Raw genomic sequence first — 21,602 nt, 5'->3', positions numbered from 1 at the left:
GGTTGCAGTTTTTGTGTGACCTATGATTTTTGTGCGATCTGTACGGCCGCGTTGACGGCAGTCATCAAGTTCATTCGTTTCATGTCCAAAACCCAAACCGTCGGTTGTAATTCGCCAGCAAAACGCGGGATGTCGCTGATGCTAGTGAGCATGACGGCTCGTTGGTTTTCGTTGTGGCAAAATCGAAACACGTCTGCGGCAGGCGTTTCGCTCAGGACGATCTTGCATCCGATTGAGCTGATGCCGCGGCGCGCCAATTGAGCCAGCATCGAAACGGCTCGCTCGGGTTGGGAGACATCAACGATTTCGGTTGGTTGGGTGCTTGGTTCTGTGTTGAAATTCTGAGTACTGGGTTGTGCATCGCTGCGACGTATCGTGATGCCGCGAAGTTTCGCTTCGTCGCGAGCGGCGGGCGTAACCACCGCTTTGCTGTCGATGGTGACGTCGCAGGGGCTGCCTGACAAAGACTCAATCGTGGCGACCGTGATGATTTTGTCCGGCAGTGGGTTTGTAGCTGTGTCTGTTTGTAAGTTGGCCGATAGGTTGGACTGTTTGATGCGAGCGATGACTTCACGAACGATCGCAGCAATTCGCGCCGGGTCGATGGTGTTGGTCGCTAGTTGATTCATTTCGATTTGGTGTCGTCCATGATTCCCATGACGCTCCATCGTGCCGGTGTTTCGCTGTGTCCTGTCACATCGCGTGCGTAAGTTCCATCGCTGGTCAGCATCACGCGGTCGCCTTTGCGGCAGCCTTGCGCGTCGATCGCGATCAGTGGTGGTCCATCGGCAGCGTCGTCCACACCAGTCGGCTGCACGATCACTAAACGCTGGCCGTCCAAGCTGTCATGCTTGACGGTAGCGCGAGTCGATCCAAGGACGATGGCAGGTTGCATTTGGTGTGGTTGGTTTGTTGTTCCGCAGGTTTCGACGTGTTCGCCGCTGGCTAGCGCCAGCAGCTAACGAGTTGGTTTCATCTAAACCACGCGGCCTTCGCCGATCATGCTGCATCGACGTTCGCGGGTAAAAGTGTCCGGTGTGGTGACGCCTTCTCCGGTCGGGCCCGCGATCGAAAACGACAAGTAACCTTCGCCGCCAAGTCCCAGTCCTGCCATGCAGGGACCATTCTTGATGTAAAGAGTAGTGTCCAGTTCGCGACCCATCTTGGTCATGTTGTGGACGTCGCGGCTGTGAATGATCGCGGTATGGCGGAAGCCGTGTTCATACTTTTTGGCCAGCTCAATCGCGTGATCGACATCGCGAGCACGTACGAACGGCACGAACGGCATCATTTGTTCGACAGTCACGAATGGGTGGTGCTCGTCTGTTTCGCCGAACACTAGCTCGGTTCCTTCTGGCACGCTGACGCCGGCGGCGGCGGCCAAAACACTAGCGTCTTTGCCGATGAAATCTTTGCAAGCCGCGTCGTGATTGTCGTCGCCCACTTTCACGATGGCCTTGCTGGTTAAAGCGGCAATCTGACCGGCGTTGAGCATGACGGCACCCGCACGCTGCATCGCGGCCATCATTTGGTCAAAAACGGATTCGACAACGAAGACTTCTTTTTCGGCAATGCACAGCAAGTTGTTGTCGTAAGCGGCGCCTTGGATGATGCAGCGCGCCGCGTTGTCCAAGTCTGCGGTTTCGTCGACGACCACAGGTGGGTTGCCCGGGCCGGCAACAATGGCTCGTTTGCCGCTGTTGAGTGCCGCACGGCCCACAGCTGGTCCACCGGTTACGCAGATCAGTGCGATGTCGCGATGTGCGAATAAATCGCTGGCGGTTTCTAGAGTTGGTTCGGCGATCACGCAGATCAGGTTGTCGATGCCCAGTTCGTTGTGAATCGCTTCGTTGAATCGACGAACGCCTTCCGCTGCGACCAGTTTTCCCGAAGGGTGCGGGTTCACGACCACAGCGTTGCCGCCGGCGATCATGCTGACTGCGTTGCCGGTGATCGTTGGCAGACTGTGTGTGACAGGCGTGATCGCGCCGATGACGCCAAACGGGGCGCGTTCGATGACGGCCAGTCCGTCGTCGCCGCTGAAGCACTGTGTTTTCAGAAACTCAGTTCCCGGCGAAAGCTCGCCCAGCGTTTTGAGCTTTTCGATCTTGTGTTCGGGGCGACCAATTTTGGTTTCGTTCATCTCCATCAAGCCCAACTCTTCGCAGTTCTCAATCGAGATGCGACGGATGATGTCGATGATTTGTTTGCGCTCGGCCATGCTGCGTTCTCGTAGTTGCTCAAAGGCGGCACGAGCGGCGCGAACAGCTGAGTCCGCATCGTAAAAGATCCCATGGCGGCCGCCGGGGACACTGCCCATTGGTAGGCCGGTGCTGCTCGGTCCAGCCGGGATCGGGCCCACTTCGGAGAGGACCTGAGCGACGACGTTGCGGATTAGATTTTCGTCGAATTGCATGATGTTTATTATTCAGGTGAGACGTTGGTTTTCGCGGCCGAACGCTCCTCGATCGGATGAACGGCCGGTAAATCCGACCACGGAGTGTTCGGCCACTTTTCTATTTGTTGCGGTCGTAAATGTTTTTCTTTTCGATGTGCACTGAGTCGACAATGCCGATGATGACCGCATCAATCGGCAACTCCTTTGTCTCGGGCGTCAGTCGGGCACTGCTGCCTTGAACGATCAACACGTAGTCGTCTTCACCAGCACCGATCGTGTCGACAGCGATGAAGGTTCGGCCCGTGGTGGCCAACGTGCTACGTTTCTTCTCTTCTAAACGATAGGGTTCGACGACCAGCAATTTGTGGCCTGTCATTGTTTCGATCTTCTGCGTGCAGACGACCGATCCGGTTACGCGTGCAATGAACATGGTTGCTCTCCGGGGTCAGGCTTTCTGATTCAAAACGGCCGTGGTCTGTCGAGCCACAATCAACTCTTCGTTGGTCGGGATCACCCACAACTGCGTCCGCGAGTCATCACTGTGAAACGTTCCTTCATCTCGAAGCGATTGGTTTGCCTTGTCATCGATGGCGATTCCCAGCTCTTGCAAGCCGCGGCAAACACCTTCGCGAATATCGGCTCCTTTTTCGCCAATGCCACCAGTGAACACGATCGCGTCCACACCGCCCATCGCCACAATCATTCCGCCAAGATGTCGGCGGATTTCTTGTACGTAGACGTCCAGTGCCAATTGCGAACCTTCGTCACCCTCAGCGGCAGCTTCTTCCAAGTCGCGACAGTCGGCACTTTTTCCACTCAGTCCCAACAGTCCGCCTCGGCTGGCAAGCTCGGCTAAAACTTCTTCTAGCGTCATGCCCGTTTCGTTCATGATCAGCGGCAATGCGAAGGGGTCGAAATCTCCGACGCGATTGTTTTGCGGCAAACCAGTCTGGGGCGTCATGCCCATCGTCGTCAACACGCTTTTGCCGGATTGGATAGCGGTCACGGAGCTACTACCACCAAGGTGACAGGAGATCACGCGTGCATCTTCAAGGCCCAACAGTTCGGCACTTCGCGTCGCGATAAAACGATGGCTGGCACCGTGAAATCCCCATTTGCGAATGTGTAGTCCGTCGGCCCACTCACGTGGGATCGCATACTCTTTTCTTGACGCCGGAATCGTTTGATGAAAGTCTGTCTCGAACGCAGCTACCAGAGGTAAATCGGGAAAGCGTTCTCGCAAGGTTTTCATGGCGGCGATGTACGGCGGGTTATGAGCTGGTGCGGCGGCATTCATTTCTGCCATCGCATCAAGCACATCGTCATTGACCTGGAACACGCCCGAAATTCGTCCACCGTGAACGGCTTTAAAACCGATCGCGGCAACTTCGGATGCGTCCTTCAAAACTCCGTGTTCAGCGTCAGTGAGTTGTTCCAAGCAAGCGGCCACTGCGACACCGTGATCCGGCACCGTCATGGTTCGCTCTTCGGTCCAGTCACCGATTTCCACGCTGCAACTGCTTTCGCTTTCGCCGATTCGATCCACCGCACCGCGCGCAAGGCAACGTTCATCGGTCATATCAAACAACCGATACTTGAAGCTGGTCGAACCAAGGTTGGCTACGAGGATAAGCACGTCATTAAATCCATTTGTGAAACGAAGCTGAGAGTAGTCCTGCGACACTGATCGCAGGGCGTGATTGCCTTTGTCGTGTCCTGCGATCAGTGTCGCAGGACTCGTAGGCGTTAGGCCAAAAAAGCCTTGACCAAACCTTCAGCTGGTCGTGGGATGATGTGGCTGCTAAGTAGTTCGCCAACTTGTGCGGCGGCGGCTGCACCTGCTTCGACGGCTGCGCGAACGCTGCCGACGTCACCACTGACGACGGTCGTGACCAAGCCACCACCGATGTCAACGCGTTGGACAATTTCGACGTTGGCGGCTTTGGCCATCGCGTCGGTTGCTTCGACGAGGGGAAGCAATCCTTTGGTTTCAATCAAACCGAGTGCATCATTCATGGGAGATTCTTCTGTAGAGGTTGTTGCTTTGTTTTGTTGAACTAACGAAGGAGCCAGAAGCTACTTTTTGGCAGCAGCCAATTTCAGGACCTTGGACAAATCGTCGTGTGGTCGTGGAATCACTTGAACGCTGACGACTTCGCCGATGCGTCCTGCAGCCGATGCACCTGCGTCGGTCGCTGCTTTGACGGCAGCCACATCGCCGGTGACGAATGCTGCAGCCAGTCCACCACCAACTTTGTCCCAGCCAAGGAACTGAACGTTGGCGGCTTTCATCATTGCGTCGGTCGCTTCGATCAGGGCAACAAAGCCCTTGGTCTCGATCATGCCGAGCGCTTCACTAATCTTTGCCATTTGATTTTTGCCTCTAAGGAAAGGAGAAATGGTCGAAAGGGGTAAATGGTTTGGTTTTGAACTTGCGCGGCTAGCACTTGTTCGTTTTATTGTGAGCCGCGGACGCCAGCCACCGGCCTTTTCGGGTCCGCCGGATAAACGCCGGTGGGTAGCGCCAGCGGCTCACCAAGTCAGTGTTTGCAATTGCAATCGTCTTTGCGAAGTTCAACTTCACAGGCGGCGTCCAAGTTGCAGGCGTTGCCTTCGTCTGTGTCGATATGCACTTCCAATTTGGCGGCTTCGTCAGCACGCACCAAAACGTCCTCGAACACAACACTGCAGTCATGGCTTTTGATTTTCAGTTGCATCATGTCGCCGTTTTTCACGCCGAAATGGTCCGCGTCGGAAAAGTTCATGTGAACGTGACGAGCGGCGCGAATGACACCTTGGTCTAGCTGCACTGTTCCAGCAGGGCCGACCAAGACACATCCAGGTGTTCCTTCGATCTTGCCGCTGTGGCGGATCGGGGCGTCGATGCCCAGCGAGATTGAATCGGTAAGAGCCAGTTCGACTTGGCTAAAATTTCGTGTTGGTCCCAGCACGCGAACGTTCGGAAGCATTCGTCGGCGCGGGCCAACGACCATCACCGTTTGTTTGGCTGCGTAGAAACCATCTTGGTACAGGTCTTTGTCTGGTTCCAAAACGCTTCCGGCACCGAAAAGGGTCTCAACGTGTTCGTCTGTCAGGTGAACGTGGCGAGCCGAGATACTGACGCGCAGGTTTGGCTGTCCGTCGATCCAGCCCGGTGGGCTGATGCCACCGGCAGATGCAGACTTTCCGGTCGCAGGCGTAGCACTTGGTCCACCACCGCGTAGGGCGTTGCGGACAAGTTGTTCGATTTGGTTTCGATCGATCGTTTGATTCATAATGTCGTTCTTGATGAGTTCCGCGACACCGCTCGCACGGCATGGTGCGTCCCAGACGCTTCTGTTTGATGTGTGCTTTTCTGCAGGACATGAAAGTGTCTTGCGAAAAATGCCCTGCAAACGCCGTTACAGGACTACGGCATTTCTCTCGGTTCTTCGGTGTTTGAATTGGACCCAGAAGCCAAGACTAGTTGGACTCCCTGGTTTTCCAGTATGTCTTTCCAGTGCGAATCCACTGCGGAGTCGGTGACCACGGTGTGCACTTCTTTTAATCCGCACAATCGGCTGAGGCTGACTTTTCCGAACTTGCTGCTGTCGGCAACCACGATGGCTTGGTCGGCCGAAGCCAGCATCGCTTTTTCGCTTTGCACTAACATCATGTCACTATTGAAATAGCCTCGGTCAGTAACACCCGCGACGGACAAAAACGCCTTCGAAACGTTGATCGTGGCAATCATCGCGTCGGTCATCGGCCCGATCGCGACGCCACGTTGTCCTTGCACGCAGCCGCCGATCATCACCAAGTCGGTGGCATCACTGCTGCTCAAGACATGTGCGATTGGCAAGCTATTGGTCACGACCTGCAACGGCCGCCCGACCAGCTGCCTGGCCAATTCGTAAGTCGTACTCCCACCGTCCAGCAAAATCGTGTCGTGGTCTTCGATCAGTTCCGCCGCCACTGCTCCGATGGCGACTTTCGCTGGCCAGTGCGTATCCCGACGCGATTCAAAAATCCGCATCGTCGCCGGTTCACCCGTCCAGAACACACCACCGTGAGTTCGCTTGGCATCGCCAGCTTGTTCAAGCTGTTCCAAATCACGGCGAATCGTCGACTCACTGACTTCCAGCGAATCAGCTAGCTCGCCCAGGGCCGCAAAGCCACGGTTTTGCACCAATTCGCGAAGTCGATCGCGTCGAAACTCGGTCGTCACCGGAACTCCCACTATCAATCCCCTAGGTTCGTCAAGTTGCCAATCATTGGTAGTTTTCTATCAATGGTGAAAGAAAACAATCACTAAAATGGTGAAATGAAAGATAAACGCCAAGATTTAGCGGTTTTGTCTCATCTTAACCCATCATTTCCTGGCAAATGGCCGCTCTAGGAGAGCTGGTGCTGCGATTTTGCAAGCGAATCTCCGCCCGTGAGTCGGTGCTGCGGAGTGGCTGGTCGCTAGTCGGAACAATCGCCACAAATGGGGGAATGGGAAATTGAGGAAAAGCGGGAGGTTCACTAAGATGCGTGCCATGTCGTTTGCTCGGGGGGACCTTTTCGGGCGCGATGAACCAATTGTTTGATAACTGAATTGCATCCTGGAGAGACACCATGACCCGCTACTTTATTTGTTTTGCCGCCCTTCTTTCGCTTAGCTTGACTCTGTCACCACTGAGCCCCTCGTTTGCACAGGACACGATTTCGGACTCGGCCCAAGCAGACGCGCCGGAAGCCGAAGCCGCTGTCGACAGCGACGACGCTGCTAAAGAACTCGACGATGCGGAAAGCGACAAGAAAGAGCCCGGATTCGGTGGCGACCTGAGTGAATTGGCTGCTGAGTTGCCCGAGTTCGTAACCATCAAAGTTCGACGCGACAGCAAGGTGGTCGGTAAAGATGGTTCGGTCGAAAATCAAACCTTCTACGAGCGTCAGACGGTGAAACCTGAAGCGGATGATCTGACTGCGGAACAGCGACTAGGAGTTTTCGTCGCTGTATTGGAAGGGCAGATTCAAGAAACCATGGTGCAGCTTAAGAGCACCAAAGATGATGGTGAAAAGACGAAGCTAATGGGCACTCTAAAGCAGCAGTTCCAAGATCGCTACGAGTTCGATACGGCTTACCACGATTTCAAAGCAAGCGAAGTCGAAAGCAATGCGACGGAGCTTCGTGGCGCAGTCGACGCTCGCAAGAAAGCTGCTGCGGGTTGGGTCGAAGCCATGGTCACTCTGGTAAAGACTCAAGTCGATGGCATCGAAACGATGGATACAAATGTTCTGACTCAATCGCAAGAGCCAAGCATCGGTAGCCCAAGCGACGCTGGAACATCGCTGTAAGTCTTCGCTGAGCACAGCCGGCTTAGAAAACAATCAGGAGTGTCGTGTTGATTCGCGGCATTCCTTTTTTCGTTTTCCGAGTTCCATCGAAATTGGCTGATAGCAGCGGGACAACATCTTGGAGACGGATTCGTCGGTTAAGCCCTGCCGACGGACGATCGGATGCCGCGGCGTCCGAAGACATTCTGCGAGTTCTGTTTCCCAAGGCAATGCTCTAATTTGCCGCGTTCCCTGGTTTCCCTGGTGGCGGCGAGTGCTCAGGACGGGCAAATCTTAGTGCCCCCTCGCATCTTGTCGCGATGCCGACGAAAATCTACGTTCACGTTATCAAAGGAACAAGCTGAGAGCATCAACGCATGAGTGTTTTGCAGGGAAAAAGAGCGGTCGTCAGCGGTTCATCCCGTGGCATCGGTCGAGGTATTGCCGTCGAACTCGCCAAGGCTGGTGCAGAAGTCGTGATCAACTACCGAAGTCACGGCGAGGAAGCCGATGAGGTCATCGCCGAGTGCGAAGCCGCCGGCGGCAAGGCTCATAAGGTCGCAGCCGATTTGGCCGTGCAATCGGACGTCGAAAGCCTGATCGAACAGTCCTGTGACCTGATGGGCGGATTGGACATCGTGGTCAGCAATGCTGCGTACAGCGACCGGCATTTGATGCTTGAGTCCGACCTTGATGAGTTTCGCAAGACGATCGACATCAGCATGTGGGGTGCGTTTTACCTGGTGCGTGCTGGATGCCAAAAAATGGTCGACGCGGGCAACGGCGGCAACGTGGTTGTTATCAGCAGTCCGCATGCGCACATGGCGATGCCCGGCGCGATGGCCTACAATATGGCCAAAGCTGCGAATGATCAGATGGCGCGAACGGTCGCGTGTGAACTGGCGCCGCAGAGAATTCGCTGCAACATTATTCACCCAGGTTGGACGGATACTCCGGGAGAAAGAAAGTTCTTTAGCGAAGAAACGTTGGCCGCCGAAGCAGCGAAGTTGCCTTGGGGGCGACTAGGGCAACCATCGGAGATCGGCCGCGGCGTGGTGTTTTTGTGCGATCCTGCCAGTGAGTATCTAACGGGCAGCACCATTACGATCGACGGCGGGATTCAGCTGCCTTGGCGGGAGATGTACCGCATCGACGAAGCAAAAAAGTCGGACGGCTGATCGGGGGTCGCTGTTCTGGGGCGACTGGTTTTGGGTACGAAAAAACCACGCATCAAAATTGACGCGTGGTTTCGTTGTACTTGTTGGCGTGAAGCCTGCTCTCGCAAGCCTGTGCCTGTTCAGGACAAGCTTACGCTTGGAACGAGCTTCCACAGCCGCAGGATTTCACTGCGTTAGGATTCTCGAACGTAAAGCCTTGCTTCTCGAGGCTTTCGTGCCAATCGACGGTGGTGCCGTCCAAGTAGAGGGCACTTTTTTTGTCGACAACGACCGAGACACCGTGGCAATCGTACTTGCTGTCGGCTTTTTCGTCGAAGTCGGTGTCGAAATTGAGTGTGTAATTGAATCCGCTGCATCCGCCGCCGGCGACACCAATGCGGAGGACCATGCTCTCATCGAAATTGTGCTCGGTTTGAAAGCGGCGGACTTCCTGAGCGGCTCGTTCTGTCAGCTTAACTGCCATTGTTGATTCAACCTTTGTTTGTTGGCCCAGCGAAGTGAAATCGCAGGTGCCAGGAATCGTTGTTGGTTGTTTGGAGGTGCGGCCTGGGTTTGATTATCGGCCGCCAGTTTATTGGAATTGCTAGTGCGCTTCCATGAACCACCATATTATTCACCATCGTTGGATTGCGGCAAGGCATAAATGCCGCGAAGCCGTCGCTGAAAGCGGCAAATCCGATGGTTTGGCCCGCATTTCGCCGCCTGGAAGGCTAGTCAGACTGGATGAAGGAAAGTCGGCAGGAATGATTCTGAAGCGGCCAAATGGATCAGGGCGTGCGTGATCTGGGCATCAAGCGTACAACAATGCCACCCCGGTGGATCATTTGTGAGCGTTCAAATCCGTCGCTTTCCCGCCGAAGTTTTTCCCTGACAACGCACTCCGACCAAGTCATCTTGCTATGCGCCGAATCGGCACCCTGACCGATGGATCCCAGGCCAAACGTTTCTGTGATTTCATGGTAACGCAGTCAATTGACGCGACCAGCGAAAAAGGCATCGCCGACAGTGGTAGCAGTCCAGCATCCACTCGGTCAGCCGCATCTGATACAGCGCCTGATTCGACGTGGGACATTTGGATCCGTGAGGAAGCACACGTCGCTGCCGCTCGCGAAGCTCTGCAGGCATTTCAAGCCAATCCCAACGATTCCCGATTTAATGTCGCGGGCAAAGCGGATGAAATTCGCCATCAGAAAGTCGCTGATCAGCAACGAAAGCTGAAACAGCAAAAAGCGATGGTCCAGAAGATGCCTCGTAGCAGCGGTGCCGCTGTCGGAGGTGGTTTACTCAGTCGTGACGTCAAACAGCAAAAGATTCCGGTCACCATCGCGATCATTGCGATTTCGGTTCTGTGTAGTTTTGCGACCGGGTTTGGTCGACCTCGCAAGTCTCGTGTCCCGGGAGAGTATTCGACCGAAGAGAATTTGTACGGAGCATTGTCGTTCGTCGACTGGCGTGACTATCACCATTCGAAGAACGACGCTTTTGCATCGATTAGAAAGGGCGAAGTTTGGCGTTTGATCACTCCAATGTTTATGCACGGCGCGACGATGCACCTTGTGTTTAACATGATGTTTGTTTTCTTTCTCGGTTCCGTGATCGAACGACTGCATGGTTCGTTGTTCCTGGCGATTCTTGTCATCGTCACGCATGTCATTGGGATGATTGTGCAAGTTTCGTTGCCTGGCGCGGACGCGTTACCGGACGTGCTGAGCGGACTGGCAGGCTCTCCGTTTGCGATCGGTGCCTCGGGAGCCGTCTACGGATTATTTGGTTACCTGTGGATTCGGCCTGCGCTGGATCGCAGCTACCCCATTCAGCTGGACGATATGAATGTGATCATCATGTTGGTTTGGTTGGTGGCGTGTATCTTTGTCATCAATGGTGTTGCCAACGGTGCTCACATCGGCGGTTTCATCTCCGGAATACTCGCCGCGGTGCTGGTCGTTCAGGTTTCAAAACTAAGTGCCAAGTGACGACTTGTCCGCGATGGACGAACCGGCGTCAGATGATGCATTGCCGCTGCAAAACCAATCCGGTGGCGATGATTCGTTTTTAAACGTCATCCGAGAAGTCTTGCGAGTCGCTGTGCCGTTGATGATCAGCGCTGGCACGTTTTCGATTGTGCTGTTTGTCGATCGCACGCTACTGCTGTGGCATGACGGTCCATCGATGAGCGCGTCGATGGCGGCGGGAAATCTATTTTGGGTTTTGGTTTGCCTGCCGGTCGGAATCGTATCGATGACTGGCGCAATCATGGGGCAACACATCGGTGCGGGCGATCGGCACAAAATCGGGCGTTTGCTTTGGCAGAGCATCTGGCTGTCGCTGATGTTTGCTCCTGTGTTCTTGGTCGTCGCACTCTTCGCAAAGCAGTTCTTTCTAGCGACCGGGCAACCAAGTGAATTGATCGATTTGGAGACGACTTACTTGCGTTTTTTAATGCTTTCGTCGGTGGGCATTGTTTTGGAAACGGCGCTGAGCGGGTTTTTTAGCGCGATCGAGCGAACACGAATTGTGATGTGGGTGTCAATTGCGTCAGGTTTGCTAAATCTTGTCTTGGACTTGGTTTTGATTTTCGGGATTGGCCCAATACCAAGCCTGGGGATCATGGGCGCCGCGATCGCAACAGCCATCGCATTTTGGTTCAAGGTCGCGTGTTTTAGTTGGCTGATTTTGCAGCCCCGTTACGAAAAGATCTATCAGTTCCGGGGGGCACGCGGATTGGACTGGCCGGTGCTGAGGAACCTGTTGTTTTTTGGTCTGCCGACGGGATTGATGTACGTCAGTGAATCGGGTGGCTTTGCGGCGATCGTGTTCCGAATTGGTCGGCTGGGCGATATTCCGCTGCGAGCGACGACGATGGCGATCAATTTCAATATGATCGCGTTTATACCGTTGATAGGCGTGTCGATCGCGGCTTCGATTCTGACTGGCAAGCATCTGCTGGAAAGCGGACCTGCGCGGGCTGCCAAAAGTGCAATGGCTGCGTTGGTGGTCGCACTGAGCTACGCATCGGTGTGGATTGCCATGTTCCTGTTGATGCCGGAAGCTTTGATGAGTTTTTACTCCCTGCAAGAAGGTGACGCATCGACCGAGCAATCCATTGCGATTGCTAAAGGACTGCTTTTCTTCGTGGCGGTCTATTTGTTCTTAGATACGACTCAGCTCACATTGGCTGGCGCACTTCGTGGGGCGGGCGATACCTGGTACGTGTTGTACTCAGGTGTGTTTGCGATCGCGATTGCCTTCACAGCGGGGCTGACCATGGAGCCCACCAAGACGTCGCCAGTCGACCTTAGCGCACTGCATTGGTGGTGGTGGATGATCACGCTTTGGATCGGGCTGTTGGCTTCCGCGATGACGGCCCGGTACATCCAAGGTCGTTGGCGAAAGATGCGAATGGTCTGATCGCGGACTGGTTCGCGGCCGAACGCTGTCGAGGTCTCAAGCGAACGCACTGAGAGGTTTGCGAAGACACGGCTTGCCTTCGCGGAAATAATTCGGCTGACCGGCGTTTACAGAGTGGACCAGTGGTGGTCGCAGCCCTCAAGCGGCTAGTTCAGGTCTTTCAGAACGACATCGGTGCGATAACGTTTTCCGTCGCGATAGATGATCATCGGAACCGTTGAACCGATCGGGGTCAGTCCCACTCGAGCGACCAAGTGGTCGTCGTTGTCGACCGACTTGCCACCGAATTCGACAATGATGTCACCGCGTTGCAGGTGGGCGACAGCAGCGGGCGATCCGTTCTGAACGCTTTTGACCAACGCTCCGCCAGGGAGTTCATAGCCAGCTGAAACCAGATCGTTAACCGTGAAATCAGGATCCAATGTGACGCCCAAGTAACCGCGGCGTAGCTGACCGTGTTGGATCAATTCGTTTGCGACTTGCATGGCCATGTTAATAGGAATCGCAAAGCCGATGCCTTCGCTGCCACCACTGCTACTGGCGATGGCAGTGTTCAGGGCAACCACTTCGCCTTTCAGGTTCAGCAAAGGGCCACCACTGTTTCCGGGATTGATCGCGGCATCGGTTTGAAAGAAGTCCTGCAGGTCGATGCGTTGTTCACCCAATGACAGGTCACGACGTCCTTTGGCACTCAGGATGCCGAAGGTCACGCTGTGGCTGAGTCCAAAGGGGCTGCCGATTGCGATCACAAAATCACCGATCTCGGTTTGGCTACTGTCCCCGACGCGGGCAGGCGGCAAATCGCCAACGTCAATCTGCATGACAGCGACATCTGTATTGGGATCATCCAAGATTCGGACCGGGTGAAAGTCTCGTCCGTCGTTGGTACGTAGAACGATCTCGTTTATCTTGGACCCCAAAATGACGTGGCGATTCGTAAGCACCCAGTTCTGGCCACCTGAACTCACCACAATTCCGCTTCCCGCTTCGTCAAACGATTCTCGCTGACCGTCTTTGGTTTCCGTCTTGTGGGCTTCGATATGAATCACGCTTGGTTTGACCAAGTGCGACACGCGACGAACCAAATTGCCCAGGCGATCAAACATGCTGACTTCGTCGGCCAACGCCGCAAACAATTGATCACGCTTAGAAGCTTGATCAAAAGCAGGACTGCGGATTGGATCCGACGGAGGCCCCAACGAGGGCTTTCGCACGCTAATTGATTGCCCACCGTCACCGACGCGGCTGGGCGTTGCAATTCGTCTGATGTCTGTTCGATTCACATCGGTGCGGCTACGAATGCCAACCTCCGAACGTGGTGAAATACCAGTCGTCGCATCGGACGAAAACCGAGGCACAGCGTCACCGACGACCTGTGCCTGTGCAGCCGGATTGAATCCAACGCCTTGCAAACCAAGGGCGAACGTCACGCATGCCATGGCAGCCGTACGAGCATACGTTCGCACCGCTGTATTTCGGGACCAGGAAATCCGCGAAAAGGACATGCGTTGGCCCAGGCAACGGTTGGCTTTCGATCGTCGACGCGAAGTTGTTTTCATACGGCTAGACAGTAACGAGCGTTGGGAGCGAATCAGGACGCGAACAATCGATGATGCTGGTTTATGGAAACAAACCATTGCACCGGGGAGTGCTTCGCATTGTACGCATCGTCGTTTCGGCAAGTCGGCTTGCTGTCATAAACGTTGGGCATACCTCAGCGCAGTAGGCAGCAGAATCAGTAATGATGGCGCATTAAAAAACGACCGGACAATCGTCCGGTCGCTTTGCGATTCAGCGTTACAGTCGTGCGAGTGATAACAGCTGGGCCGAACGCTAATTGTTGCAGATCCAACAATTAGCACGACGAGCATCCAATCGCAGAGGTTAGCTAGTTGCGTCGGCTTCGTCGTAAACTCGGTTCCAAGAAACACCACCGCGTTTAGCCTTGCTTTCGGATTTGCGACGGCATTCGATACAATCGGTCGCATAAGGTACCGCACGCAGTCGGGTCAGCGGGATTGATCTGCCGCAGCCCGCGCAGTGGCCGTAGGAACCATCACGCATTCGTGCGATGGCTTCATCGATCGCACTTAACTCGCGTGCTTCGACTTCGATCAATTGGCTGTTCAATTCGTCTTGGACAGAGTCCGCTGCAGCATCCAGGACATCACCTGTCTTTTCCTGGTGCAATTCTTGGAAAAGGCTTAGGTCGCCCTTCAGTGCTCGGCGAATCGCGTCACGGCGCCGAATGAGCGTCTGCTCAAGTTTTTTGATGGCTTCTTTGCGGGACATTTCAACACCTCGAAATTGGAAAAGGATGCACTCGATGGACGGTATCGCTAAACGTTTTCTTCTTCGCTGAAACCACTTTGGTCTCAAATCGCACGATGAGGCGCCGACCAAGAACCGACGGCCTCGGGCGACACACAAGTTTTCTCGCAATGCACGTTGGGGGGGGCATGCCGGCGAAACGGATGCCAGCAAGATCTCATCGACGGATGAATCGTGTTGCACATCACATGCCGCTGGACATGGGTTGCCAAGCGAATTCTCCGCTAAGAGAGACCGTTTGGCAGTGAATAGTACGGAGCAGGTCAAATTTCGGTTTCCCAAAATGGCTCTGATCCGGGTTTTACACTCCGCCGCAATGATAGAAGCATGGGGCAACTAAACCGCCCCTTGTCTCCGGATTTGGACGAATCCCCCGCCCGAAGCGTTCCATAACTAAGGATAAAAATGACTTTCAGGCGATTTGGACCGCCAAAGTGACAGCCGCGAATCGAGCAGGACAGTTTGTTGGTGATCGGAAAGCGACTTTTGCAAACCACTCTGCAGGGTGGTTTTTCGCTGTCCTTAGTTTGGCCAGTCCAAAACGTTGGCAAAAACCCTACAGGCGTTGCAGTTTCTCTAACAGGCAGCGGCTAGCGAGCCGAAATAAGACTTCTGGGTGCATTCTGCGCATCCAAATTGAACACAAGAAGCCGGATTGGAATGCGTTGATTCGTGATCCGGCCTGACGCCTACCAGGCGTTACGAAACTTTAAATCGAAATGAATGCGAGCCAGCCCAGACAGTTTGCTCTGGGCGTGACCTTGGTCGCGTATTTGTTTGCCACGGAAGGACATTGACGGTGAGTACTGATCACAGCGACTCTTTGCCCCCATTCACAATGGGCAGTCATCCAATCGATATCAATTCGCCGCCTGTCGTTGGCTCCAGTTCGATGGTTAATGCGGGCATCCAGGGATCGATCCCTGCAGACCTTCCCATCGGTCAATCCGCTGGGGGATTCGGCGCAGAAGCGTTGGATGTTGGACGCAGTGATTCGACCACCATGCCGGGACCGAAAGTCGATGCCGTTGAGTTTCGCGTGATTCGCCCCGGGGTTCCCGTGCGACGCCTGCGTTTGACCGGCAATCGGTACACGTTTGGTAGTGCGGAAGGTTGCTCGATTCGGCTCAACGACGCAACGCTGCGTCCGATGCACGCGGTGCTGATTCGTGATGCGAATCGTGTCTTGGTACGAGCCTACAGCGTTCCGCTTGAAGTCAACGGAAACCGGGTCACCGAGACTGCGTTGCAAATCGGTGACGTGATGCGCATGGGCGCCTACCGATTCGAACTTCTCTCGGGCATCGATCCGTCCACCAAGTTGGCGTCAGCGGTTCCGGGCAGTGATACGATTCACGACCCGAATCATGCGGCGTTTGACCCCAGCAATCCAAACGATCAACAGGCATGGCAGTCGCGTTTGCAACGTGAAGCCGCACAGTGGCGGATTCGTCAGAGCGAAGTCGATTTGCGAGAGAACCGTTGCATTGAACGCGAAACCGAACTTCGCGCTCGCGAAGCCGACATGTGGTCGCGTGCCGACCAGTTGCATCGCCGCGAAACGCAACTGATGTCGCAGGAAACGGCTGCACTGCAGATTCAAGAAGAGTATCTGGCACGCAAAGAAGAGCTCGCAAAACTGCGTGACGAAAGTCGTGTGCAGCGCCGTCTGCTGGACGAGCGGCAAGACCAAATTCAAAACATGGAATTTGAGTACCAGCAGCAGGTGGACAATGCCACGCGGCAGTTGGAGCTTTCGCAGCAGCAGGCCGAAAGTGCCACCGAAGCTGTTCAGCGCATGCGAGAACAGTTCGCGTCGCTCAATGAGCAGCTCGAGCGTCTAACGCAGCAACAAACCGCTCTTGAAACGAGCGATCATTCGCACATGGAGCAACATCGTCAGTTGCAACGCGAACTGGAAACAGCTCGCGACGAAGCTGTCGATGCTCGTGCTCAGAGTGAAGCCCAGCGGCACAGTGCCGAAAATCGTGTCGCTGAACTGATTCAGCAAATCGAAACCATGGAGAGTGCTGCAGCGGATAATGCTAATCTGGTTTCCGAAGACGAATCGGTTGCCGCTGAACTACGTTCGCAGATCGTCGAACTTGAAGACCGGGTTCGACAGGTTACCGAAGAAGCCTCGCAACTTCGTGAGGACTACGAAGGTGCCTGTGCATCGATCCGGCAACTTGAATTGCTGGTCGATCAAACCACCGCCGAACGCGATGAAGCTCGCGGCGGTTTGGAAATCGAATCCGATGCTTTGCGTCATAGCGTCGAACAATTGAATCACGATCTTGGCCAAGCCAATTTGGAGCTGACCGAGCTTCGCGCGGCTAATGATGCCTTGTCGAGTGATTTGACGCAAACGCGTGAAGAACGTGACACCGCAGTCGAAGACGCGCAGTCTCGACCGACCACTGAAGCGTTTGATTCGCTGCGTGATGAACTTGATACGGTCAAGTCGCGGTTGGAGCAAATGCAGCAAGAGTACGACGACACACTCGCGCGGATCGATTCGCAAGAGCCTCAGCAGTTCAGCAGTGAGGTGGCGGATGTTGATCACTTAATCGATCAGTCAGCTAGCTCTCTGCAAGAAGAAGAGGTCGCGGATTCGACGGACTCTGTCTCGAGCGTCGAAATGGGGCTGATCGGTCACTCGTTGGCCAGAATGCCGTCTGCTGATGCACCGATTTCTGACACCGATGCGTCGTCGGGGATCGAAACGGTCGACGAAGTTGCGGAAGAAACACCGACTGTTTTTGAGACCGCGGATGCCCCTTCGGCAGACGCTGATTCGACTGAGACCAGCAACGATTCGCAGGACGAAGACGACAGCGAAGCTTGGCCAACGTATCAGTCTCCGGTCGAGAAGATCGATGCGGCGTCTGAGTTTGAGCCAGCTGCGGAAGACGCAAACCCTTGGCAATCGTCCAGCGAAGACATCGATCAATCGCCGTCGGCGGGCGAGTCCATCGAAGACTCTAGCGTAGCTGAGTCCACGGAAAACCAATGGCGTCCTGATGGCCAAGAGCAGGTCGAAACGACGGGGCATCTTTCCGCTTGGGATAGTCCGGATGCTTCGATCGAAGATGCTTCGGCGAGCGATGCTGCCGCCGCCGCGGGCGTGACTCCCGAAAATGTGCCTGTTTGGCAGAACGAATCGCCAGAGACGGCTCTGGACGAAGCCATTGCGGACATCGAGCAAAATGTCGATCAGGCAATCGCGGACATCGACGGCGTTGCCGCTGATGACGTTGTCGCGGATGAAGTTGCAGTTGATGAAGTTGCCAGCGATGCCGTCGCGGGCATGTTGGACGAAAATGTCGAAACGGACGCTGGCGATTTCGCCACACCGATCACGGAGAGTGAAGAAGCAAGTGCGGACGAGTTCAATCCCTGGAGCAGTTCGGTTGTCGACGATGCGGAGCCTGAACCCACAGCCAACATTTGGCGTGACAATGAAGCACAAGATTCTGAAGAGGAATCCGCCGAAGGGTACCAACCGATCGATCCTTGGGCTCAAGTAAACGGTTCCGACGAATCCGTCTCTAGTTCCTTGGAGAACCACCTTGGCGAAGAGAACGATCCGTCCCAAAACAGCGACGAAGACGCATCCGTTGGATCGTTGGCCGACATGTTGATTCGCGACATGGACAATGACGCTTCGCAAGAGGGCGTCGAAGCGGAAGATCATTCGGTGGGCTACGAGCAATCCGATTCGCTAGACGCATTTCGCGAAGAACATCCGAATGAAGTCGAGTCGAAAGAAGCTGAATCGGTCGAGTCGACCTTTGTTATGGAGTCTTTGCTCAACGAGCCAGATGACTTGGACGACGACGATGCGGCTTGGGATTTGCACAAGCCCGACAGCGTCGGTGCGAACGATCAAGGTGTTGCCGACGAAGTGGAAGCCGAGTCTGCTGAAGTTGCCGATTCGGCCAGTGATGATGCGGCCGAGGCGGTCAGTGAAGACGATGATTCGATCGAAGCGTACATGAACCGTTTGCTTAAGCGAGTGCAAACGGAACCCGACGCATCGAACGAAGAAGCGATGGGTGAAACCAAGTCGATGAGTCTTGCCGGTGATACGGTGATGATGGAATCGGCGGACAGCGATTCAATCGTCGTCGACGATGCCGAACCGTTGGATCCTGATGCTCCCTTGGTTCCGCGTTCGCAAGCTCCCGAACGCAGTCGCAATATGTCAGCGATGCGTGATCTGGCGAACGAGTCGGCCCGGAGCGCGGTCGCAAGAAGTGTTCGCATTCAAGCACGTGATACACAAGTCAAAGCGGTTTACAAGTTTCTGGGGGCGATTACCGGACTTGCGTGTGGTTTGCTCTGCATCTACTTCCGCGAGCAACTCGGATTGATCTGGTGTGCGATGTGCTGTGGTTTAGGAATCGTGGTCGCGGTGATGTACGGTCAAGAAGGCATGGCCTTGATGAAAGAAGCCAGCACACGAATGGCAGCGGCCGAATCCGGCGAGATCAGTCAATCCGACATGGCTCAGATTGAAGGGCTGGATAGTGATGCCGGTCAGTCGGCCGACGCCATCGACGATGCAGCTGCCTTGAACACCGCTGGTATCGGCTCCCATAAAGCCGGCGACGGATCGGCCAAATCGTAAGCCTGCTCAGCGTGATAAGTCCTGACGCTTCTCGAATCGTCAGATGACAGACACATCCAGACCCTGCTGTTGAGAACCTCTTGGTTTCTCGATTGCAGGGTTTTTTAAGTTTCGAATGTTCGACCGATCGCCTAAAATACGAGGTCGTGTCCGAGATCGTCGTGATAACGGAGGAAATCATTTTCGCGACCCCTGTTCGCTTTGCACGCGACTTGTCGCCTATTGATGTTGCCGCTCCCAGTCCTGTCCATTCTCTTTGATCAAGGCCAACGGAATTGTCACCGCAAAAATCGTCGACCGACAAAGACGCTTCGTCGTCTAGCGATTCGCTTGATGTGCTTTGGCGTGAATTTGGATCGCAGCTTCGCCGCCGAGCGCGGACGCGGTTGCGGCAATACGGGCTGACCGGTCAGACCGAATCGATGGACATCTGCAACGATGTCATGGTCGATTTGGCCCGTCGGCAAAAGAAATCACCTGCGGGCGGCACAGCGTTGGATGCCAATGTTGTGCTGGGATACATCATGCGTGCCATCGACAATCAAGTGCTAGATACCTTTCGCACACTTGCCCGTCAGTGCCGAGACTTTCGTCGCAACGATGCGTTGCCTGTCGATGAGATGCCCATGGCGACAACTGCGACGACACCCAGTCAAGTTGCGATTCGCAAAGAAGTCATGTCACGCATTCGAGTTCTTCTCGGCCCCGAAGATGCTCGGATCGTGGATCTCATGTTAGAAAATCGTGATTGGCAAGAGATCGGCAAAATTCTGGATCTGCGTCCCGACACAGCGCGAATGCGAGTGCGGCGAGCCTTAGATCGCATTCGTGGTGACATCGGTCTGACGGATTCATCGCTGAATGACGAGCAGGCTGAATCGCCCCGTTTGGGGCAGGACGAAGCATGACCGCAGAGCCATTCACATTTGAGCAGAGGATCGATTGGCTGAATCGGCAACGGCAGGACGATCCCGGTCAGCGACTTTGCGAATTGCTTCCCAGCGATTGGCAGATGACACCTGACGAATTAGTTGACTTGGTTTGCATCGACCTGATTGAGCAGCATCGTGTCGGAGTTCCAACGAAGGTGGAAGACTACGTTGAACAGTTTCCCGAGCTTGCAGGCGGCGAGTTTTTGTTGGATCTGGTCGACGCCGAGCTCTGTATTCGTCGCGAGCTGAGCGGCGACCGTAGCAACGAAGAAGAGCTGGAGTCTTACCAACGCCGCTTTCCGAGTTTGCAGCAGCAGATCAACGAGCTGGTTGGTTTGGACGGCAAAGGAGACGCCGCCCACATCTGCAACGATCCATTGGACTCCTCCGGTAGTGAACCAACGCGAAATGGGATGCAACTAGCTGAGCAATCCGAAGCCGATTTAGGCGACGCCGAACTGTCGTATGACTCTTCGGGTACCGGCAAATTCGAACCGGCCAATGTTGGGCTCGCGTCATCTTTGCCCGTCCAATTACCCGTGCAGTTGCCCGATTGGTTCGTGGGTGAATCCTGCGTGGCTGGCACTTCGGATCATTGGCTCCTGCGCGGTCGCGATACAAACAGCGGGCAAACGCTTGGGCTTAAAATATTGAAGCTGCCAACTCAAATCACGACGTCGATCGTTGATCAAATTCTTGATGCGTGCGAGCGTGCCTCTCAAGTCAAGAATCCTTCCTGGAAAGGACCCTCGCTTGCCGCTGTCCAATCAGGATACTTGGCCGTGATTCGTCCCTGGTGTTTTGGCACGCACTGGCAAATCACATCCCAGTCGGCGGAAATTCCTTCTCGTCTTCACTTGCTTTCCAAGGTGGCGTATGTCCTGCAATCAGCTCATCGCAGTGGTGCCTGGCACGGAGGTTTGCACGCGGAAAACTTGATCGTCGACCATCAAGGCACCATACATTTGGTCGATGCGGTGGGTTCGTCATCAGGCTTGCTCCGTTGGCTTGATCGCGGCGAGACCAAAGTGGATGACACCCCGTGGATGACAGATGCGCGAGCATTGATCAAATTGGTCGTGCAGGATGAAGTCGACGCGCCGGGTGATTGGAGTCGCGGTTTGCACGAAAAGCTGCGAGCGATCTGTGATGACTATCGCGCGAACTGTTTCGCGTTGATGGGGGATGAACTAACCCGACGGGCAGATTCGCTGGCCGGGGCTCTGCCACCGCTTGGCCGAAACTCGCTTGAGAAAAACCTGTCTCGCTGGCGCAAGCGGTTGGCCAAATGGATTGAAGGCGAATGAACGCGTCTCTGGTTTGGAAAACACATTGCGTTATCCGATCAACTAGAATGACGGGCTCCTTCTCGGCTAGTCAAGTTCGTTCAGTATGAAGTCATCGCTGCGTTGACCAGCCAT

At 54.8% G+C, this 21,602-nt stretch carries 19 protein-coding genes; 7 read left to right on the top strand and 12 right to left on the bottom strand.

Translation table 11 applies throughout. From position 1 onward, the window contains the following. Nucleotides 1-20 precede the first annotated feature (20 nt). The 9 genes from K239x_RS24455 to K239x_RS24415 all read right to left on the bottom strand — a co-directional run bounded on the left by K239x_RS24455 (nt 21) and on the right by K239x_RS24415 (nt 6,605). Nucleotides 21-629, bottom strand: a complete 609-nt coding sequence (locus K239x_RS24455) for a hypothetical protein (protein ID WP_145420946.1) — start codon at nt 627-629, stop codon at nt 21-23. Beyond that, nucleotides 626-895: a EutN/CcmL family microcompartment protein gene (locus K239x_RS24450; protein ID WP_145420945.1), complete on the bottom strand. Its 270-nt coding sequence runs from the start codon at nt 893-895 to the stop codon at nt 626-628. The genes K239x_RS24455 and K239x_RS24450 overlap by 4 nt, the downstream gene beginning before the upstream one ends. Before the next feature lie 81 nt (nt 896-976). Next, entirely contained in the window at nt 977-2,416 is a 1,440-nt protein-coding gene (locus K239x_RS24445; RefSeq protein ID WP_145420944.1) for an aldehyde dehydrogenase family protein, read from the bottom strand. 100 nt (nt 2,417-2,516) lie between these two features. After that, a complete protein-coding gene (locus K239x_RS24440; protein WP_145420943.1) occupies nt 2,517-2,828 on the bottom strand; it encodes a EutN/CcmL family microcompartment protein in 312 nt (103 codons plus the stop codon). A 15-nt stretch (nt 2,829-2,843) separates the two neighbouring features. After that, nucleotides 2,844-4,034 (bottom strand): acetate/propionate family kinase, encoded by a 1,191-nt coding sequence (locus tag K239x_RS24435; protein WP_145420942.1) that lies wholly within the window; start codon nt 4,032-4,034, stop codon nt 2,844-2,846. 110 nt (nt 4,035-4,144) lie between these two features. Further along, nucleotides 4,145-4,414: a BMC domain-containing protein gene (locus K239x_RS24430; RefSeq protein ID WP_145420941.1), complete on the bottom strand. Its 270-nt coding sequence runs from the start codon at nt 4,412-4,414 to the stop codon at nt 4,145-4,147. A 60-nt stretch (nt 4,415-4,474) separates the two neighbouring features. Next, on the bottom strand, nt 4,475-4,768 hold the full coding sequence (locus tag K239x_RS24425) for a BMC domain-containing protein (protein WP_145420940.1): 294 nt from the start codon (nt 4,766-4,768) through the stop codon (nt 4,475-4,477). 170 nt (nt 4,769-4,938) lie between these two features. After that, on the bottom strand, nt 4,939-5,673 hold the full coding sequence (gene pduL / locus K239x_RS24420; protein ID WP_145420939.1) for a phosphate propanoyltransferase: 735 nt from the start codon (nt 5,671-5,673) through the stop codon (nt 4,939-4,941). A 134-nt stretch (nt 5,674-5,807) separates the two neighbouring features. Beyond that, nucleotides 5,808-6,605, bottom strand: coding sequence for a DeoR/GlpR family DNA-binding transcription regulator (locus K239x_RS24415; RefSeq protein WP_145422551.1), 798 nt, complete (start codon nt 6,603-6,605; stop codon nt 5,808-5,810). Nucleotides 6,606-6,997: 392 nt separating this feature from the next. On the opposite strand from K239x_RS24415, the gene K239x_RS24410 reads away from it, so the two are divergent. Next, the gene (locus K239x_RS24410; RefSeq protein ID WP_145420938.1) at nt 6,998-7,720 is read left to right on the top strand and encodes a hypothetical protein; all 723 of its coding nucleotides are present in this window, start codon (nt 6,998-7,000) and stop codon (nt 7,718-7,720) included. 356 nt (nt 7,721-8,076) lie between these two features. After that, a complete protein-coding gene (locus K239x_RS24405; RefSeq protein ID WP_145420937.1) occupies nt 8,077-8,877 on the top strand; it encodes an SDR family NAD(P)-dependent oxidoreductase in 801 nt (266 codons plus the stop codon). 130 nt (nt 8,878-9,007) lie between these two features. Here K239x_RS24405 and K239x_RS24400 read toward each other — a convergent pair whose 3' ends face one another. Then, entirely contained in the window at nt 9,008-9,340 is a 333-nt protein-coding gene (locus K239x_RS24400) for a HesB/IscA family protein (protein ID WP_145420936.1), read from the bottom strand. Nucleotides 9,341-9,776: 436 nt separating this feature from the next. On the opposite strand from K239x_RS24400, the gene K239x_RS24395 reads away from it, so the two are divergent. Both K239x_RS24395 and K239x_RS24390 read left to right on the top strand, forming a co-directional pair. Continuing rightward, the gene (locus K239x_RS24395) at nt 9,777-10,850 is read left to right on the top strand and encodes a rhomboid family intramembrane serine protease (RefSeq protein WP_145420935.1); all 1,074 of its coding nucleotides are present in this window, start codon (nt 9,777-9,779) and stop codon (nt 10,848-10,850) included. A 121-nt stretch (nt 10,851-10,971) separates the two neighbouring features. Then, nucleotides 10,972-12,285 carry an MATE family efflux transporter gene (locus tag K239x_RS24390; protein ID WP_419190114.1) on the top strand — a complete coding sequence of 438 codons (1,314 nt, stop codon included), beginning with the start codon at nt 10,972-10,974 and terminating at the stop codon, nt 12,283-12,285. Nucleotides 12,286-12,431: 146 nt separating this feature from the next. On the opposite strand, the gene K239x_RS24385 is transcribed toward K239x_RS24390, so the two are convergent. Both K239x_RS24385 and K239x_RS24380 read right to left on the bottom strand, forming a co-directional pair. Continuing rightward, nucleotides 12,432-13,751: a S1C family serine protease gene (locus tag K239x_RS24385; RefSeq protein ID WP_419189350.1), complete on the bottom strand. Its 1,320-nt coding sequence runs from the start codon at nt 13,749-13,751 to the stop codon at nt 12,432-12,434. Between the two features lie 418 nt (nt 13,752-14,169). Then, nucleotides 14,170-14,577, bottom strand: a complete 408-nt coding sequence (locus K239x_RS24380) for a TraR/DksA family transcriptional regulator (protein WP_145420934.1) — start codon at nt 14,575-14,577, stop codon at nt 14,170-14,172. 838 nt (nt 14,578-15,415) lie between these two features. Between K239x_RS24380 and K239x_RS24375 the strand changes: the two genes are divergently transcribed. The 3 genes from K239x_RS24375 (at nt 15,416) to K239x_RS24365 (ending at nt 21,488) form a co-directional block, all read left to right on the top strand. Then, complete coding sequence (locus K239x_RS24375; protein WP_145420933.1) at nt 15,416-19,249, top strand: FHA domain-containing protein; 3,834 nt, start codon at nt 15,416-15,418, stop codon at nt 19,247-19,249. Between the two features lie 275 nt (nt 19,250-19,524). Further along, nucleotides 19,525-20,157: an RNA polymerase sigma factor gene (locus tag K239x_RS24370; RefSeq protein ID WP_145420932.1), complete on the top strand. Its 633-nt coding sequence runs from the start codon at nt 19,525-19,527 to the stop codon at nt 20,155-20,157. Beyond that, the gene (locus K239x_RS24365) at nt 20,154-21,488 is read left to right on the top strand and encodes a serine/threonine-protein kinase (RefSeq protein ID WP_145420931.1); all 1,335 of its coding nucleotides are present in this window, start codon (nt 20,154-20,156) and stop codon (nt 21,486-21,488) included. The genes K239x_RS24370 and K239x_RS24365 overlap by 4 nt, the downstream gene beginning before the upstream one ends. Nucleotides 21,489-21,602: the final 114 nt, after the last annotated feature.

Source organism: Stieleria marina, assembly GCA_007741555.1.
Lineage (GTDB): Bacteria > Planctomycetota > Planctomycetia > Pirellulales > Pirellulaceae > K23-9.
The sequence above is the reverse complement of the archived record's forward strand: the minus strand, read 5'-3'. Positions and strand labels throughout refer to the sequence as shown.